23 protein-coding genes and 1 tRNA gene are annotated in these 16,929 nt (G+C 55.3%); 15 read left to right on the plus strand and 9 right to left on the minus strand.

Translation table 11 applies throughout. From position 1 onward, the window contains the following. Positions 1 to 41: 41 nt before the first annotated feature. From purQ to K3729_11570, 3 genes are read right to left on the minus strand one after another with little or no spacing between them, the layout of a single operon-like run. Entirely contained in the window at positions 42 to 710 is a 669-nt protein-coding gene (purQ, locus tag K3729_11560) for a phosphoribosylformylglycinamidine synthase subunit PurQ (protein UWQ98101.1), read from the minus strand. After that, a complete protein-coding gene (purS, locus tag K3729_11565) occupies positions 710 to 940 on the minus strand; it encodes a phosphoribosylformylglycinamidine synthase subunit PurS (protein ID UWQ98102.1) in 231 nt (76 codons plus the stop codon). The genes purQ and purS overlap by 1 nt, the downstream gene beginning before the upstream one ends. A 52-nt stretch (positions 941 to 992) precedes the next feature. Beyond that, on the minus strand, positions 993 to 1,757 hold the full coding sequence (locus tag K3729_11570) for a phosphoribosylaminoimidazolesuccinocarboxamide synthase (GenBank protein ID UWQ98103.1): 765 nt from the start codon (positions 1,755 to 1,757) through the stop codon (positions 993 to 995). A 134-nt stretch (positions 1,758 to 1,891) separates the two neighbouring features. On the opposite strand from K3729_11570, the gene K3729_11575 reads away from it, so the two are divergent. The 3 genes from K3729_11575 (at position 1,892) to bmt (ending at position 5,221) form a co-directional block, all read left to right on the plus strand. After that, the gene (locus K3729_11575) at positions 1,892 to 2,206 is read left to right on the plus strand and encodes a DUF1476 domain-containing protein (protein ID UWQ98104.1); all 315 of its coding nucleotides are present in this window, start codon (positions 1,892 to 1,894) and stop codon (positions 2,204 to 2,206) included. Positions 2,207 to 2,343: 137 nt separating this feature from the next. Next, positions 2,344 to 4,161, plus strand: coding sequence for a phosphatidylglycerol lysyltransferase domain-containing protein (locus tag K3729_11580; GenBank protein UWQ98105.1), 1,818 nt, complete (start codon positions 2,344 to 2,346; stop codon positions 4,159 to 4,161). Positions 4,162 to 4,204: 43 nt separating this feature from the next. After that, the gene (gene bmt / locus K3729_11585; GenBank protein UWQ98106.1) at positions 4,205 to 5,221 is read left to right on the plus strand and encodes a betaine--homocysteine S-methyltransferase; all 1,017 of its coding nucleotides are present in this window, start codon (positions 4,205 to 4,207) and stop codon (positions 5,219 to 5,221) included. Positions 5,222 to 5,242: 21 nt separating this feature from the next. On the opposite strand, the gene K3729_11590 is transcribed toward bmt, so the two are convergent. Continuing rightward, complete coding sequence (locus K3729_11590) at positions 5,243 to 5,623, minus strand: VOC family protein (protein ID UWQ98107.1); 381 nt, start codon at positions 5,621 to 5,623, stop codon at positions 5,243 to 5,245. 69 nt (positions 5,624 to 5,692) lie between these two features. Then, positions 5,693 to 6,775 carry a PA0069 family radical SAM protein gene (locus K3729_11595; GenBank protein ID UWQ98108.1) on the minus strand — a complete coding sequence of 361 codons (1,083 nt, stop codon included), beginning with the start codon at positions 6,773 to 6,775 and terminating at the stop codon, positions 5,693 to 5,695. Between the two features lie 146 nt (positions 6,776 to 6,921). On the opposite strand from K3729_11595, the gene K3729_11600 reads away from it, so the two are divergent. Genes K3729_11600 through K3729_11610 form a run of 3 tightly spaced genes read left to right on the plus strand, consistent with a single transcriptional unit; the run spans position 6,922 to position 8,453 of the window. Beyond that, positions 6,922 to 7,626 carry a B12-binding domain-containing protein gene (locus K3729_11600; protein UWQ98109.1) on the plus strand — a complete coding sequence of 235 codons (705 nt, stop codon included), beginning with the start codon at positions 6,922 to 6,924 and terminating at the stop codon, positions 7,624 to 7,626. Between the two features lie 54 nt (positions 7,627 to 7,680). Next, entirely contained in the window at positions 7,681 to 7,839 is a 159-nt protein-coding gene (locus K3729_11605; GenBank protein ID UWQ98110.1) for a hypothetical protein, read from the plus strand. Then, complete coding sequence (locus K3729_11610) at positions 7,836 to 8,453, plus strand: DUF1638 domain-containing protein (protein ID UWQ98111.1); 618 nt, start codon at positions 7,836 to 7,838, stop codon at positions 8,451 to 8,453. Before K3729_11605 ends, K3729_11610 begins: the two co-directional genes overlap by 4 nt. Here the strand turns inward: K3729_11610 and K3729_11615 are convergent. From K3729_11615 to purM, 4 genes are all read right to left on the minus strand, one after another. Continuing rightward, a complete protein-coding gene (locus K3729_11615; protein UWQ98112.1) occupies positions 8,445 to 8,852 on the minus strand; it encodes a SufE family protein in 408 nt (135 codons plus the stop codon). The two genes, K3729_11610 and K3729_11615, sit on opposite strands and share 9 nt — an antisense overlap. 61 nt (positions 8,853 to 8,913) lie before the next feature. After that, complete coding sequence (rnd, locus tag K3729_11620; protein ID UWQ98113.1) at positions 8,914 to 10,071, minus strand: ribonuclease D; 1,158 nt, start codon at positions 10,069 to 10,071, stop codon at positions 8,914 to 8,916. Positions 10,072 to 10,157: 86 nt separating this feature from the next. After that, a complete protein-coding gene (gene purN, locus K3729_11625) occupies positions 10,158 to 10,757 on the minus strand; it encodes a phosphoribosylglycinamide formyltransferase (GenBank protein UWQ98114.1) in 600 nt (199 codons plus the stop codon). Continuing rightward, a complete protein-coding gene (purM, locus tag K3729_11630) occupies positions 10,754 to 11,797 on the minus strand; it encodes a phosphoribosylformylglycinamidine cyclo-ligase (protein ID UWQ98115.1) in 1,044 nt (347 codons plus the stop codon). The genes purN and purM overlap by 4 nt, the downstream gene beginning before the upstream one ends. 117 nt (positions 11,798 to 11,914) lie before the next feature. Between purM and K3729_11635 the strand changes: the two genes are divergently transcribed. The 9 genes from K3729_11635 (at position 11,915) to K3729_11675 (ending at position 16,826) form a co-directional block, all read left to right on the plus strand. Then, the gene (locus tag K3729_11635; GenBank protein ID UWQ98116.1) at positions 11,915 to 12,214 is read left to right on the plus strand and encodes a hypothetical protein; all 300 of its coding nucleotides are present in this window, start codon (positions 11,915 to 11,917) and stop codon (positions 12,212 to 12,214) included. Further along, positions 12,205 to 12,281 (plus strand) — tRNA-Ile (locus K3729_11640). The genes K3729_11635 and K3729_11640 overlap by 10 nt, the downstream gene beginning before the upstream one ends. Before the next feature lie 114 nt (positions 12,282 to 12,395). After that, a complete protein-coding gene (locus tag K3729_11645; protein ID UWQ98117.1) occupies positions 12,396 to 12,734 on the plus strand; it encodes a metalloregulator ArsR/SmtB family transcription factor in 339 nt (112 codons plus the stop codon). Continuing rightward, positions 12,727 to 13,212, plus strand: a complete 486-nt coding sequence (locus K3729_11650; protein ID UWQ98118.1) for an SRPBCC domain-containing protein — start codon at positions 12,727 to 12,729, stop codon at positions 13,210 to 13,212. Before K3729_11645 ends, K3729_11650 begins: the two co-directional genes overlap by 8 nt. After that, complete coding sequence (locus K3729_11655; GenBank protein ID UWQ98119.1) at positions 13,209 to 13,625, plus strand: hypothetical protein; 417 nt, start codon at positions 13,209 to 13,211, stop codon at positions 13,623 to 13,625. The genes K3729_11650 and K3729_11655 overlap by 4 nt, the downstream gene beginning before the upstream one ends. A gap of 188 nt (positions 13,626 to 13,813) precedes the next feature. Further along, positions 13,814 to 14,527 (plus strand): PEP-CTERM sorting domain-containing protein, encoded by a 714-nt coding sequence (locus tag K3729_11660; protein UWQ98120.1) that lies wholly within the window; start codon positions 13,814 to 13,816, stop codon positions 14,525 to 14,527. A gap of 94 nt (positions 14,528 to 14,621) precedes the next feature. Next, on the plus strand, positions 14,622 to 15,830 hold the full coding sequence (locus K3729_11665; protein UWQ98121.1) for an NADP-dependent isocitrate dehydrogenase: 1,209 nt from the start codon (positions 14,622 to 14,624) through the stop codon (positions 15,828 to 15,830). Between the two features lie 210 nt (positions 15,831 to 16,040). Beyond that, on the plus strand, positions 16,041 to 16,460 hold the full coding sequence (locus K3729_11670; GenBank protein ID UWQ98122.1) for a response regulator: 420 nt from the start codon (positions 16,041 to 16,043) through the stop codon (positions 16,458 to 16,460). Positions 16,461 to 16,490: 30 nt separating this feature from the next. Next, positions 16,491 to 16,826: a QacE family quaternary ammonium compound efflux SMR transporter gene (locus tag K3729_11675; protein UWQ98123.1), complete on the plus strand. Its 336-nt coding sequence runs from the start codon at positions 16,491 to 16,493 to the stop codon at positions 16,824 to 16,826. The last annotated feature ends 103 nt before the right edge of the window (positions 16,827 to 16,929 follow it).

Consider the following 16,929-nt stretch of genomic DNA (forward strand, 5'->3'; position numbering starts at 1 on the left):
AGTCTAGGCCGAGCCATACCGTCTCACAAGCAACCGTCGCTTCACGCGGCGGTCAATTGCCCAAGCAGCCCCGTGAACAACGCTTTGCCGTCCGTACCACCGTGTGCAGCATCAACAGCGCGTTCAGGATGCGGCATCATGCCCAGAACGCGACGGTTCTCGGACAAAACACCCGCGATGTCGGCAAGTGACCCGTTCGGGTTCTGCGCATAGGTGAACGCAATCCGGTCTTGGTCTTTCAGTGCAGCCAGCGTTTCTGGGTCCGTCGTGTAGTTGCCGTCGTGATGCGCGATTGGATAATCAACGACATCGCCTGCGGCATACCCTTCGGTGAAAGCGGAATTTGCAGTCGCGACCTGAAGGCCAACAGTTTTGCATAGAAACTTCAGACCGGCATTGCGCATCAAGGCACCCGGCAACAATCCCGTTTCTGTCAGAACCTGAAACCCGTTACAGACGCCAAGCGCGTAACCGCCGCGTTCTACGTGTTTCACGATGGCTTGGGACACGGGGCTTTGGGCGGCAATGGCACCACAGCGCAGGTAATCGCCAAACGAAAACCCACCCGGTACAGCGACCAAATCGACACCCTCAGGCAAGGCCGCATCTTTGTGCCACACCATGCTGACGTCCGCGCCCGCCGCTTTCAAAGCGACAGCCATATCCCGATCGCAGTTAGACCCTGGAAAAACAATAACGGCCGCGCGCATCAGAGCACCTCGACGCGGTAGCTTTCGATCACAGTGTTCGCGAGCAGCTTTTCACACATCTCGCCGATTGTGGCCTCTGATGTGCCGTCTGCCAATTCCAGCTCGATCACTTTGCCCTGACGGACATCTTCAACACCAGCAAAACCCAACGCACCAAGCGCGTGCTTCACAGCAGCCCCCTGCGGGTCCAAAACACCGTTTTTCAACATCACATGTACACGGGCTTTCATCGGCGGGTCCTTTATTTCATCTGTCTATGTCATCTCAAACGGCAGAGCCGTTTCAGTTGATGAGTGTCGGTTTTGTTGGGGCGTGGGTCACGTTGGATGGCAAAACGCCCAAACGCTTGGCAACTTCAGTGTAAGCATCGGCCAAATCGCCCAGATCCTGACGGAACACGTCCTTGTCCAGCTTCTGACCGCTCTCGATGTCCCACAGACGGCAACTATCAGGGCTGATCTCGTCGGCGACAACTAAGCGGGGGAATTCACTGTCAAAGACACGACCGATTTCGATTTTGAAGTCGATCAGCTTGATCCCAACACCGTACATCGTGCCAGACAGGAAATCGTTGACGCGCAGCGCCATGCTTACGATATCGTCCATCTCTTGCTGAGATGCCCAACCAAAGGCCGCGATGTATTCTTCAGGGACCAACGGATCACCAAGGGAATCGTCTTTGTAAGAAAATTCGACAATCGGACGCGGCAGCGCCATGCCTTCTTGCAGACCCAGACGCTTGGCCATCGACCCTGCGGCAAAGTTGCGCACGATCACTTCCAAAGGAATGACCTCAACCTGGCGGATCAATTGTTCGCGCATATTCAGGCGTTTGATAAAATGTGTGGGGACACCGATCTGGGTCAACCCGTTCATGAAATATTCGGAAAGGCGGTTATTTAACACGCCTTTACCTTCGATCACGGCTTTCTTTTCAGCATTAAAAGCGGTGGCATCGTCCTTAAAATACTGAACATACGTGCCCGGCTCTGGGCCTTCGTACAGAATTTTTGCTTTGCCTTCGTAAACCAGTTTGCGACGTGCCATGCCGAATATCCTCAAGTCACACCCCGCAGCAGGGTGCGTCATAGCGCGCCTCATAAGCCAAGCCCCCCTTGCGAGCAAGCCTACCTGACGTCATATCATACATAACGTAATTCGAACCACTCGGAGGGACACCAATGTCCAGCATGAAAGACCGCGAAAACGCATTTGAAAACAAATTCGCACATGACGCAGAAATGCAGTTCAAAGCGGACGCTCGCCGCAACAAACTGCTCGGGCTTTGGGCCGCAGGTTTGCTGGGCAAAAACGGTGACGACGCGGCGGCATATGCCAGCGAAGTGGTGAAGTCCGATTTTGAAGAAGCCGGTCACGAAGACGTTTTCCGCAAAGTATCCGGCGATCTCGGCGACAAAGCCGACGAAGCGACAATTCGCGCCAAAATGGAAGAGCTGATGGCAGAAGCCAAAGCCCAGCTCGTTGACGAAGTTTAAGAAAAGTCTTCTCAACTTCTGATTAAATATGATGAACAAACAATGGCGTTGCCCCGCATGGGCAGCGCCATTTTTCATGCCCCATTAACGACCCACATTTACCTCTGAACAGCGACAACAGCGGTTCGGGGCGACATATGCAAACACCATTCATTTCATCCAAAGGGGCCGCAAAAAGCGTCTTGGCGCTGGCTGTGATGGCCATATGTGGCGCGATCCTATGTCGGCAGATCGCCGCTATCCCAACGGAAGACTTGCTGGCAACCTTTCATGCCATCGCTCCGTGGCAATGGGGTTTGTCATCTGCTGCGACACTGTGCAGTTTTATGGCCGTGGGTCGCTACGATGCCGTTTGGCACAAACGTTTCGGCACCGACGTTCCCGACGCCAAAGCCCGCCGCACCGGCATGGCAGCCATCGCAATCGGCCAGACAATTGGCGCTGGAACAGTAACCAGCGCGTTCGTCCGCTGGCATCTATTGCCCGGGCTGGGGTTCAAGACAACAACCGCAATCACCGTGGGGGTTAGCCTGTCCTTCCTAACCTGCTGGGCTGTCTTGGGATTGGGTGCCGCAGTCTGGATCGGCATTCTTCCGTTAATGCCTGTGCTGTGGGGGATCACGATCTGCGCGGCTTTGGCCCCGTTCCTTGCCGCCCGTTTCGCCGCAAGGATTGCGATCTATCGCAAAGACGCGGGTCGGCTGTTGAAGCTTTCTGCACTTGATATGGGGTTCGCAGGCTTGGCGCTGTGGGCCTTGGTTCCCGACGCATCACTGAGCCTGCTCGCCCCCGTAGTGGCCGCCTTTATTGTCGCGCTCGGCGCAGGTCTGATTTCCAATGCACCCGGCGGGCTTGGTGCTTTCGACCTCTGTCTGCTCGCATTCATTCCGGCGATCGCCGAAGCTGATGCGCTGGCCGCGATCCTCGCCTTTCGCGTTGTTTACTATCTGATCCCTGCCATCGCAGCTGGCGCGTACCTTGCCGTTGTGCACTGGAACCGAAGTCGCACCACCGGAACGACAGACGCACCAATCAGCGACCTCTGCCGACAAGGAGCACAACTGAAACAAGTCGGTGCCAAAGATTGGGTCGTCCGCAAACACCTTTTAGGTACCGTTGCCATCGAACCATCAGGACGCGACGCCGACCTGACAGGTTGGCTGACCAAGGTCGGTGGTTTTCGCGCCCTTTACAAAGCAGACAGCCATCTCGCGGCAAAGGCCCGACAACGCGGTTGGGCTGTCAGGCGGATTGCCGACGACGCAGTGATCGATCCCCAAACATGGACTGCCGATGGATCAAAAATGCGCCAGTTGCGCCGCAAAATCGCCCAAGCCACGAAGGCAGGCGTGCAGATCATCCCAGCCCAAGGCCCCTTGCCCATTCGTGATATGGCGCAGGTCGCGCAAACGTGGGCGCAGCATCACGGCGGTGAGTTAGGCTATTCAATGGGCCGCTATTGCCCTGACTACATTGGGCAGCAACGCGTCTATCTGATTTGGGACGGCGCAAAGCTATGCGGGTTCATAACGGTTCAAACGCGCCAGAAAACATGGTCAATCGACGTCATCCGACACTTACCAGACATGCCAAACGGCGCTATTCATGCGGCCTATGCCGCGGTCATTGATGACGCCAAGACAAGCGAGGCAAAGATGCTGTCGCTTGGCGCGGTCCCCACGGCCGACACGGTCTGCAAACATCAACTGAAATTTCGATCCGCAAAGGCAGGTCTGGTTCAGTTCAAACAAAGCTTTGCACCCACGTGGCGTCCGTTGTATCATGTGGCACCGACACGGCTGCAATGGATGATCTCCATAGCACATGTCGTCTGGCACGTTCAGCGCCCCCTGCCACGTACATTTGGGCGTCTTTCGCGAACTGTTAAATCCCTCATAATGATCAGTGAAATTTTTCATTTGAACCGAGCCGATCCCCGTGACATCCGTCCCTGATCCCGTCGTGCAGGCGCGCGACTGACCAAAAAGGCATCTCCCCATGACGAATACCGCATTTGCGACACTCTTGTCCGAACGTGATTGGCTTTTGGCCGACGGCGCAACGGGGACAAACCTGTTCAACATGGGTCTCGAAGCAGGTGACCCACCGGAATTCTGGAACGTCGATCACCCTGATCGGATCAAGGCCCTGTATGAAGGGGCGGCACATGCCGGTTCTGACATCTTCCTGACCAATACGTTCGGGGGCAATGCGTCGCGTCTGAAGCTGCACGATGCGCAAGACCGCGTGTTTGAACTGAACAAAGTCGGCGCAGAATTGGGCCGCGACGTGGCAGATGCGATGGATCGTAAAGTGATCGTTGCGGGGTCCGTCGGCCCGACAGGCGACATCATGAAAGACATGGGCGGCACTTTGACCCACGAATTGGCGGTCGAAATGTTCCATGCACAGGCCGAAGGCCTGAAAGCGGGCGGCGCGGACGTGCTGTGGGTCGAAACAATCAGTGCAGCCGAAGAATACAAAGCCGCGTCAGAAGCCTTCGCCATGGCCGATATGCCGTGGTGTGGCACGATGAGTTTTGATACCGCTGGTCGCACAATGATGGGCATCACATCTTCCGCGATGACCAAAATGGTGGGCAAGCTGGAAAACGCACCGCTGGCCTTTGGTGCAAACTGCGGCGTTGGCGCGTCCGACCTTCTGCGGACGATCCTTGGGCTGTCGATCAACGCGCCCTTCCCGCTGATTGCCAAAGGCAACGCTGGCATCCCGAAATTCCACGATGGACATATCCATTATGACGGTACACCAGAACTGATGGCTGATTACGCGACGCTGGCGCGTGATTGTGGCGCAAAGATCATTGGTGGCTGCTGCGGGACGACGCCAGAGCACCTGCGCAGCATGCGCGAAGCACTGGAAACACGGCCAAAAGGCGAAACGCCATCACTCGACGCGATTTCCGCCGCACTTGGCGGGTTCTCTTCCGAATCCGATGGTACAGACGGCGCAGGCCCAGTGCGCGCTGCACGTCGTGGACGGCGTCGGGCTTAATCCCCGCCGCCCACACCAAATTTACGGATTGTGGCACACAGCTTCGATGTTGTGCCCGTCCGGATCACGCACAAACGCACCATAATACGCTTCATGGTAATGCGGTCTCAGTCCGGGGGCCCCGTTATCTGATCCACCCGCTGCCAAGGCCGCCGCGTAAAACGCATCCACGCTCGCCCGATCCGACGCACGCAACGCGATATGCAATGTGCCACTGGTCGCGTTTTCCTCGGCGATCCAGAACCACGGGGCGGTGTCGCCATATCCTGTCACCTGCACCCCATCGGTGTGTTCAGGCGGAACGGTAAACAATCGCGTCACACCCAAAGGCGCAAAAGCGCGATCATAAAAGGCCACCGACCGCGCAAAGGCGGTCACGCCAAAACTAATATGATCAATCATGCGCTGTTCCCTTGATCACTGGCCCAATGCTTCCGGAGCCTCACGAAGTGATAGCAGAAAAAACCGACGTCAGAACAAATTCATCTGATCCCCAACCTTGGGCGGCACGGCAAACAAATCACTGCGCAGCTTTGGGAGGTCGCGATCAAGCCCCAGCTTGCGCGTGATCAACCGGAACCGTTGCTTCATCAAAGCGGCCCATTCACCCTGCCCGTTCATACGCGTTCCAAATGCGGGATCGTAATCTTTCCCGCCATGCAGTTCACGCACGCGGGACATGATGCGATTGGCACGATCCGGATAGGTTTCCGTCACCCAGTCGCTGAACAATCCTGCGACCTCACGTGGCAAGCGCAGTACAATCGACGACGCAGCGACCGCACCCGCCTCTGCGCAGGCCGTGACGATCGCTTCCAGTTCATGATCCGTCAGCGCGGGCACAACGGGCGATACCATCGCCCGCACAGGTATCCCCGCATCCGTCAGCCGCCTGATTGTGCGCAATCGCACTGCAGGCAACGGCACGCGCGGCTCCATTGCCCGCGATGTCGCGTTATCAAGCGTCGTCACCGAAATCCCGACCCGCAACAGGCCCTTTGCCGCCATCGGCGCAAGAATATCAATGTCGCGCTCAATCAGGGTTCCCTTGGTCACAATCGCTACCGGATGATTAAATGCCGACAACACCTTCAACACCTCGCGCATGATCTGCCGATCACGCTCTATCGGTTGATAAGGATCTGTGTTCGTACCAATCGCGATTGTGTCCGGCACATAGGACGCCTTCGACAATTCGCGCGCCAAGACCTGCGGCGCATCAGGCCGCGCCACAAGTTGAGTTTCAAAATCCAGACCAGCGGACATCCCAAGGTAAGCATGGCTCGGGCGGGCGAAACAATAAATGCACCCGTGTTCGCACCCACGGTAGGGATTGATCGACCGATCAAATGACAGATCAGGCGACGTATTGCGGGTGATCACACGACGCGGAACCTCATCCGTGACGACAGTCCGCAGTACAGGCAATTCATCGTCACGCGCCCAGCCGTCATCGACCGCTTCATCCGTCAAACGATCAAACCGATTGTCAGGATTCGATAGCGCTGCCCTGCCAGGCGTACGGTGTTTGGGTTGAATGGGATGCTCTGCCATATCCCTCACTAGAACAAATACAGAACATGCGCAAGAAAAGGTCGGGATTGTTCATAATGATGTCGCGAAAAGTTCAATAGAAATTCACGACTTATCGCATTACTAAATGCATAGGGCAAAATGCCACACGCCACGGAGACCTTATCATGTCCGACGAAGACGATATCATCCTGTCTGAACTGAACGACGAAGACCTTGTCGCGCAGATGTTCGACGACCTTTACGACGGTATGAAAGAAGAAATCGAAGAAGGCGTAAATATCCTTCTCGAACGTGGCTGGGCGCCTTACCGCATCCTTACCGAAGCCCTCGTGGGCGGCATGACCATCGTTGGTCACGACTTCCGCGACGGTATCTTGTTTGTGCCCGAGGTTCTTTTGGCCGCAAACGCGATGAAGGGCGGGATGTTCATCTTGAAGCCACTTCTGGCCGAAACAGGTGCGCCGCAAGTTGGCAAAATGGTCATCGGAACCGTCAAAGGTGACATCCACGATATCGGCAAGAACCTTGTCGGCATGATGATGGAAGGTGCAGGTTTCGAGGTCATCGACCTTGGCATCAACAACGCCGTTGAATCCTACATGGAAGCACTGGAAGCGGAATCGCCAGATATCCTTGGGATGTCCGCCCTGCTGACAACCACAATGCCTTACATGAAGGTCGTCATCGACACGCTCGTCGAAAAGGGCATCCGCGATGATTACATCGTCCTTGTTGGTGGCGCGCCCCTGAACGAAGAATTCGGCAAGGCCATCGGTGCGGACGCCTACTGTCGTGATGCAGCTGTTGCGGTTGAAACGGCAAAAACCTTCGTGGCGCGCAAACATAATCAAGGTACTGCCAGGACTTGATTGCAACCATGGCGATTCCTAGCCATAGTTGACGTGTCCTGGGGGGGACACGATATGCCAACAACTGTCTTCGCAATCATTCTGTTTACCGTACTCGTCGCAGGTGCCATCACAGCCTTTGCGATTAGCATTGCACCATCATCTACGCTGATCCCAATCGTCCTTATCGGCGCGATCGGTCTGCGTATGATCTTACGACAGCGGGTCCCTTGATACCAAAAACGTCTTCTAACAACGGTGAGCGGGTTCTTCTGCTCGCCTGTGGTGCGCTGGCCCGTGAAATTCTAGCGGTTACGGAAGCAAACGGGCTGGATCACCTTGATCTGCAATGCCTCCCCGCCATCTACCACAACCACCCCGAAAAAATTGAACCTGCCGTGCGTGAAGCCGTGCGCAAATATCGGGACAGCTACACCAAAATCTTTGTGGTCTATGCGGACTGTGGGACCGGCGGCTTACTGCAAGCCACATGCGCAGAACTTGGCGTCGACATGCTCGACGGACCCCATTGCTATTCCTTCTTTGAAGGCAACGCAGCTTTTGCCGCAAAAGACGAAATGACAGCGTTCTACCTGACCGATTTTCTGGTTCGGCAATTCGACGCTTTCGTCTGGGAACCGCTTGGCTTTGCAAAATACCCCGACCGAGCGGATACCCTGCGTGACATGTACTTTGGCCACTACACCAAACTTGTCTACCAAGCACAGATCGACGATCCGGACCTCACAGCCAAAGCAAAAGATTATGCAGCCCGTTTGGGGCTTGCATTCGAACGTCGGTTCACGGGTTACGGTGATCTGTCAGTTGCATTGAAAGAATTAAGCTGACGCCGCAACCGTTTGAATACGTTCAATCATTGCGCGCACACCGTTCGATCTTTGCGCCGACAAGTGATCATTCAAACCAAGGCGGCCAAGCTCTGCATGGGCATCGACAGCGGCGACATCCGCGACGGGTACACCGGTATAAAGCGCCTGCAGGACCGCGATCAGCCCCTTAACAATCATCGCATCGCTGTCGCCGTCAAAATAGAACCGACCATCTTCGATACGCGGCTGAATCCAGACCTGTGACGCACAACCGTCAACCTTCGTCGCGGGCACTTTCAGCGCATCATCCATCGCGGGCATCGCCCGGCCCATGTCGATTACATGACGATAGCGGTCTTCCCAATCGTCCAGAAAGTCGAATGTCTCTGCAATCTCTTCAAAGGCTTCGGTCGCCATGGTGTGCTCCTCTTGATAACTCTGATCTAGGGGCCGAACGGGCAAACGTCCAGCCTTGGGATCACAGCATCACGGGCACAACTTTTTGACCGTCCACCTTCAGGCCGATTTTGCCTTCGCAAAGCAACAAAGCGTCATTCCCGAACACCTCTTTCCGCCAGCCGCGCAACGCGATCATGTCGCGCTGCCCTGCTGCCAAAGCATCGAGGTCAGATGACGTCGCGATCAGCTTGGGTGCGACACCTTCGCCTTCGGATTTCGACTTGAGCAACACGCGCAGCATATCCGCAATCGCAGGGTTTACTTGTAGCTTCGTGCGGCTGGTATCTGCCTTTGGTAATTCATCATTCGACAGCTCAAGGCCCGCTTTCACAGCGGCCAGAATACCTTGGGCAATATCGCCCTTACGGGCATCGCGCAGCAATAGACGGGACCGGCCAAGGTCTTGTTCTGATTGAGGTTTCGTCGATGCGAGCTCAACCAGAGCATCATCTTTGTAAACACGGCTGCGCGGAATGTTGCGTTCCTGCGCATAAGCTTCACGGAACCGCGCAAGTTCGCGCACGATCCCAAGGAACCGACCCGAATTATTCCGCGTTTTCACACGTTTCCACGCATCATCCGGATGCGCCTCGTATGTCGCGGGGTCCTGCAACACGCCCAGTTCTTCCTGAACCCATTTCGCACGACCAGACTTGGCTAATTGTGCGGACAGGAATTCGTAAATGTCCCGCAAATGCGTCACATCCGCGACCGCATATTTCGCCTGTGCATCCGTCAAAGGACGCCGCGACCAGTCGGTGAAACGTGACGATTTATCCAGATCAGACTTGGCGATCTTACGGACAAGCGTTTCGTAGCCCACTTGTTCACCGAACCCACAGACCATCGCGGCCACTTGGGTGTCAAACAACGGCTCCGGAATCACACCTTCGTCGACGTAGAAAATTTCCAGATCCTGACGCGCGGCGTGGAATACTTTCACAACGCCATGATCGCGGAACAGATCATAAAGCGGCGCAAGCGAAAGATCACCCGCCAGCGGGTCAACCAAAACCGCGTCACTGCCTGCATCATCCTGATAGGCAAGCTGGACCAAACACAGCTTTGAATAATACGTGCGTTCACGCAAAAACTCAGTATCGACAGTCACATAGGCGCGTTTTGCAGCCTCTTTACAGAATGCCGCAAGATCGTCAGTCGTCGTGATTGTCTTCATGTGGGCTGTTCTCTTTTTTGTCCGTCTTTTTATGCCGCCCAAGTCTGGGTAGGTTATGATAGGCGATCACGGAAGGGTTGAAAAGGTCAAGCCTCGCCAAGTTGGATTGGCGTAAGGTCACCCTGCGCAAACCGCTCCAAAACAGCAGGATAAAGCTGATGTTCCATCGGCAAAACCCGCGCCGCCAGATCGTCAGGCGTATCATTCGCGAATACCGGCACACGCGCCTGTCCAAGCACTTGGCCCCCATCGAGCTCACCGTTCACTTCATGCACCGAACAGCCATGGACCGTATCACCGGCCTCTAACGCGCGGGCATGTGTGTGCAGCCCTTTGTATTTCGGCAGGAGCGACGGGTGAATGTTCAACATTTTGCCCGCCCACTGCGCCGTGAATTCAGGCGTCAGGATGCGCATAAAACCGGCAAGACAGATGATATCTGGATCAGCCGCCTCAAGCGCCGTTTGCAGTTCTTTTTCAAAGCCATGCCGATCACCTTTAAAGTCGCGATGATCCACAACAGCCGTCGGAATTCCCATGTCAGCAGCCTTAGCCAGACCGCCCGCATCGGGAACATTCGACAGAACCAAACAAGGGCGCGCCGGATAGTCACCCGTCATCGCGCGGGCCAGCGACACCATGTTAGAGCCGCCCCCCGAAATCAGGATCGCGACCCGTTTTGTCACAGCAGCGATCCAGTGTAGCGCACGCCCTCGCCCGCCGTCACGGTGCCGATCTGCGATACGGTTTCACCGGCTGCGGTCAATGTTGCTTTGGCGGTTTCAACCTGATCAGCCGGGCAAATCACGACCATGCCAAGACCGGAATTAAACGTCTTCAGCAACTCGGCCTCAGCCATGCCGCCCTCAGCCGCCAACCATTTGAATACAGCAGGCAATTCCCAAGCACCTAGATCAACGTCCGCGCCCAATCCTTCTGGCAACACACGCGGTAGGTTCTCGGTCAAACCACCACCTGTGATATGGGCCAGCCCGCGCACGGAACCCTCTTTCACAGCAGCCAACGTCGATTTCACGTATAGACGTGTAGGGGCCAACAAAGCCTCGCCCAGCGTACCATCTGCCCAAGGGCAGGCATCTGACCACGCCAGCCCGCTTTTCTCAACGATACGGCGCACCAGTGAATAACCGTTGGAATGAACACCATCCGACGCGAGGCCAAGCAGCACATCACCCTCGGCCACACCGCGCGGCAAATCGCGGCCACGTTCCATCGCACCCACGGCAAAACCCGCAAGGTCAAAATCACCATCGTGGTACATCCCCGGCATTTCCGCCGTTTCACCACCGATCAACGCGCAACCAGAGGCCTCACAGCCCGCGGCTATGCCGTTGATGATCCGCGTGGCCGCATCCAGTTCCAGTTTGCCGGTCGCGAAATAATCGAGGAAGAACAAAGGCTCAGCGCCTTGGCAGACCAGGTCGTTGACACACATGGCCACCAGATCGATCCCGATCGTGTCCACATTGCCCGTATCAATCGCGATCCGCAATTTGGTGCCAACGCCATCAGTCGCAGCGACCAGAACCGGATCAACGTAACCCGCATCCTTGAGATCGAACAAAGCACCGAAGCCGCCCAGACCGGCCATCACGCCGCTACGCTTCGTGCGTTTCGCGGCAGGTTTGATCCGCTCTACCAAAGTATTGCCCGCATCGATATCGACGCCCGCGTCCGCATAAGTCAGGCCAGTTTTGTCGGTCATATCATGTCCCCCAAGGATTTGACGCTGCGATAGCCCAACAACGCGTGCGGCGCAAATGTTTGAAAGGTTTTTTTCGCGGTTAAGGAACTATTCATCTCTTTAGGTGTTCATGCACACATGACACATCTCAAGCCCCTCGCCCGCTTCGTCTATGCATCCGCATTTTTCATCCCGTTTTTCTGGGCGGCCACGTCGCATGCGGCACCAGGTCATACAGAAGAACCCGTGATCGAAATCAGAACAGCGGCTGACATTGTGGCGCTCGCCAATCTCGACGGCGACCCCAGCATCATCACCAATGAAGAACTCGAAATGATCACAGTTCTCCACCAAGTTTTCGGCATCCCGCTTCAGAGTGATTTTTCGACCTTGACGCATCGGGCGAGTCTGATACCTCAAGCTGCAGGGGGCCTGTAGCTCAACTGGTTAGAGCAGAGCGCTCATAACGCTTTGGTTGCGGGTTCAAGTCCTGCCGGGCCTACCACCTTTCCCCATCTTATTGTGACGAATGCACCTGATGCGCTTTATGCGTGCGGCGATTCTTCACGTCCATCAATAAACCACTTGATTAATTAACCATACGGTTTATCAATCTGGAATGACATCGCCTGATCAACTTGATGCGGCATTTGCCGCCCTTGCCAATCCGACCCGACGCGCAATTCTGGCGCAACTTGCACGCGGCCCCGCGACCGTGAACACCTTGGCAGAACCCTACGACATGAGCCTGCCTGCCATTTCCAAACATATCCGTGTCCTCGAAACCGCAGGGCTGGTCACACGCGGACGCGACGCGCAATTTCGCCCCTGCACGCTGAACACCGGACCGCTTCAGGCGGTGGCGTCTTGGACAGATCAGTACCGTCCTATTTGGGAAGCACGGTTCGACGCGATGGCCGAAATTCTTCAATCAATAAAGGAAAACCCCGATGAGTGATCAACAAGACTGGGTGAAAATCCAACGCGAATTTGACGCACCGATTGAGACCGTTTGGCAAATGTGGACCGACCCCGCAATGTTTCAGAAATGGTACGGACCCAACGGTATGAAGATTCCCGTGGCCGAAATGGACGTCATTGTGGGCGGAACACGCAAGATTTGCATGGAAATGCAAATGCCCGATCGCACGATGACCATGTGGTTTACGGGCGTCTATAAAGAGGTGAACAGCCCGACCCGTCTCGTCTACACTGAAAGCATGTGCGACGAGAACGGAACGATCATTCCTGCCGAAGCGATGGGCATGCCCCCCGGCCATCCTGACATCACCGAAGTGATCGTCGAACTTAGCGACAATGACGGAAAAACGGCGATGACAATGGTCCACGTTGGCGTCCCTGCGGGCACTGCAGGCGAAGGTGGCTGGGTTCAGGCAATCGACAAGCTTGGCGCGATGCTGGCGCAAGCATCATGACTGCCGGATCAGAACGCCCGACGGGCTGGAAGCCCATCCCGTTGGCACTAAAAATTCTTTCCGTTTTCATGATCTTATGGGCTATTGGGTCCGCGATGAACCTGCCCAACTTGATGACGAATGGCCTGCCTTTCTTTGGAACATTTGTCTTCGGGGCGGTCGCGCTGTGTGTTGTTCTGTTTTTCGATTTCATTGGCCCCGCGATCTTCCTAATCGCACTTTGGACGCGCAAGCACTGGGGGCCGCAATGGGCCACGATCTATATCGGTCTATTCGTTCTCAACGGGATCGTCGCATTGGTCACGGTCAAAGCAGAGCTCGGCCTTGCGCAGATACTTATCCCGAACGTGATCAGCCTGATTTTCCTCGCGGTGATCTACTGGAAACGGGACTATTTCAAAGCCGTGAACTGACCAACCTACCCCACAAGCAAAACCAAAGCCGCAACACTGTGTTGGCTTTGGTTTTCGGGCTCACAATAGCTGCCCAATTATCGCCACAAAACACGTGATTTCAGTGCGTTATCAGACCCAAATTCCATCGTTAAGCCACAGTTAACTGTTCTAACACAACGCATAAGGCGACCTGAAAGGTCTGTGACGTGAGTAAACGAGCAACGGTTTTGCGTCTGGTGAACGCGCTGTTGGCCATAACGGCCAGCCTGTTGCTGTGCGCGCTTCCCACATCTCGGGCTATTGCCGGACCGATCGAACTTGCTGATATTTTGGAAATCGACGCCCTAGGGTATCGCTGCATTCCATCAGTGTATTTTGACGATGACGAAAACGGCGGTGCCGCGATTGCGTTCTCGCTTTCAGGCAAGACCCGCCTGCCCCGTACTTGTCTGCCCGATCCATGCGCACGCGCACTGACCAAGCGGGAATTGTCTAACATCACGGGGACAGAGCCGATTCTGGCCAGCTTTCACGATGAGTGGGACGACTATTATTCACGCTACGCTGACCACTGCCGCCGCGAAGTTGTGGTGTCGCGCCCACGAACAGCAGACGGGTTCTGGAAACCGATCATCGACCGCGCCCGCATTATTCAATACACCGGAACGCCAACATCGTCGCGTTTGCGCCCGTTTATCCCGGGCGGACTTGGTGAGCCGACCAGCGCCAGCTTAGCACCACAGACCGTGGCGTACCTGATTCCCCCCTCAGCAGGACAATCCGTGCCAAACGCGGACCGACCGATCCCCAGCCCCGTACCGGTACCCGCATCGGGCGCGCTTCTCGGGCTTGCGCTTGCGGCAGGTGCATACCTTCAGCGACGGCGCCGCCAAGGTCTTCAAAAATCAGCAGAAATATAAACGATCCATTCAGCATACCATGGTATACACTCTTTCCCTCGCGTTCCAATTGCGCTAAGGCATGATCAAACACATCACCTTACCGGAGAGACCTATGTCCAAGATCAAGGTAGAAAACCCCGTTGTTGAACTCGACGGCGATGAGATGACCCGCATCATGTGGGACTTTATCAAGCAGAAGTTGATTTTGCCCTACCTCGATATCGATCTGAAATATTACGATCTGGGCATGGAAGTCCGGGACGAAACGAACGATCAGATCACTATCGACGCGGCTGAAGCGATCAAGAAATATGGCGTTGGCGTGAAATGTGCGACCATTACGCCAGACGAACAGAGGGTCGAAGAATTTGGCCTGAAACAAATGTGGCGCAGCCCGAACGGCACGATCCGCAACATCCTTGGCGGCGTTGTCTTCCGTGCGCCTATCATCTGTAAAAACGTGCCGCGTCTTGTCCCCGGTTGGACTGACCCGATCGTCATTGGCCGTCACGCGTTTGGTGACCAATATAAAGCGACCGATTTCTTGATGCCCGGCCCTGGCAAACTAACGATGAAGTTCGTTGGCGAAGATGGCACCGTCATCGAAAAAGAAGTCTTCGACGCCCCATCCGCGGGTGTTGCGATGGGCATGTATAACCTCGACGAATCGATCCGCGATTTTGCCCGTGCGTCCTTCAACTATGGTCTGAACGTTGGCTGGCCGGTTTACCTGTCCACGAAGAACACTATCCTGAAAGCATATGATGGTCGCTTTAAGGACCTGTTCCAAGAAATCTACGACGCCGAATTCGCCCAGGAATTTGAAGACGCAGGTCTGTATTACCAGCACCGCCTGATCGACGATATGGTGGCATCCGCAATGAAATGGTCCGGTAAATTCGTCTGGGCCTGTAAAAACTACGACGGCGACGTGCAGTCCGATACCGTGGCCCAAGGGTTCGGGTCACTTGGCCTGATGACATCCGCACTGCTGACACCCGATGGCAAGATCATGGAAGCCGAAGCCGCCCACGGCACAGTCACACGTCACTACCGCCAGCACCAAGAAGGCAAAGCGACGTCCACCAACTCCATCGCGTCGATCTTTGCATGGACTGGTGGCCTGAAACACCGCGCCAAGCTGGACGAAAACACGCAGCTGATGAACTTCGCAGAGACGCTGGAGAAGGTCATCGTTGATACGGTCGAATCCGGTCACATGACCAAAGATCTCGCTTTGCTGGTCGGACCTGATCAGTCGTGGCTGACAACCGAAGGGTTCCTTGAGACGATCGATCAGAACCTGAACGCGGCGATGTAAGCCTTCGAAAAATTGACGTAAAAAGGGCCACGATACGGAATGTATCGTGGCCCTTTTTGTGCGCCCCTCCGTGCGGTGCGTACATAATCTAGAAACCTTCGTAAATTTTTCACTCGAGATGGAACAAATCCGGTCTCAGTTTCGTTAGGGTGTGACGCGATAGATCAAACAAGGGTCGCACGCACCAATTTTGAAGCAGCTAACCAACTTATGACATTCACTTTAGACATTCGGCCTTCAGAGACCCTGATCGGGAAACGCATCTTGATAATCGAAGATGAGATTTTCGTGGCGCTTGATCTTAAGATGGAACTTGAAGCGGCTGGTGCCACGTTGTTTGGCCCTGCCGCGTCGCTGAATGCTGCACTTGACGCGGCAGACGATCCGTCGCTTGATGCCGCAATCGTGGATGTGGACCTCAAAGGTAAGCACAGCTATGCGGTTGCTGACGTCCTGAAAAAACACAACACGCCGTTCATTTGGCATACCGGTGTGATTGACCGCGACATATTCGGGTCATCTTTTCCCGACGTCCCCGTCATCGAAAAACCGACCCGTGAAGGCGCAATTATCGAAGCCCTGACGCAACTTCTGGCACCTTCGAAAAAATCGAATCTGGACCGATTGTAACTCTGCGAAACTGTCGCTAGCGTTCTGGCTATGCCAAACCATTACATCATCCTTTTCTTTGCTGTTGCCGCTGAAACAATCGGCACAACAGCGCTGCAATCCAGCCAACAGTTCACACGGCTTCTGCCATCCGTGATCTGTGTGATCAGCTATGCGGCTGCGTTCTACTTGTTGTCACTTGCGCTAAAGGTGATGCCAGTCGGCATTCTCTACGCGGTTTGGTCCGGCCTCGGCATAGTTCTGATCGCGGCTATTGGATATGCCGTATTCGGCCAAAAACTGGATCTGCCAGCCGTTCTTGGCATCATCATGATCCTGTCCGGCATTCTGGTCATTCACCTGTTCTCGAACAGCAGCACGCACTAAATAACGCAGCGGACCCGTGGGCGCATAACACGCCTGCATTTTAAAGGGGTTCCCTTTAGACGCGATGCCCTGTATCCGCGCGTCAAATCCGTGCTGTTTGGCA

The sequence above is a fragment of the Rhodobacteraceae bacterium S2214 genome (assembly GCA_025141675.1).
GTDB lineage: Bacteria > Pseudomonadota > Alphaproteobacteria > Rhodobacterales > Rhodobacteraceae > Yoonia.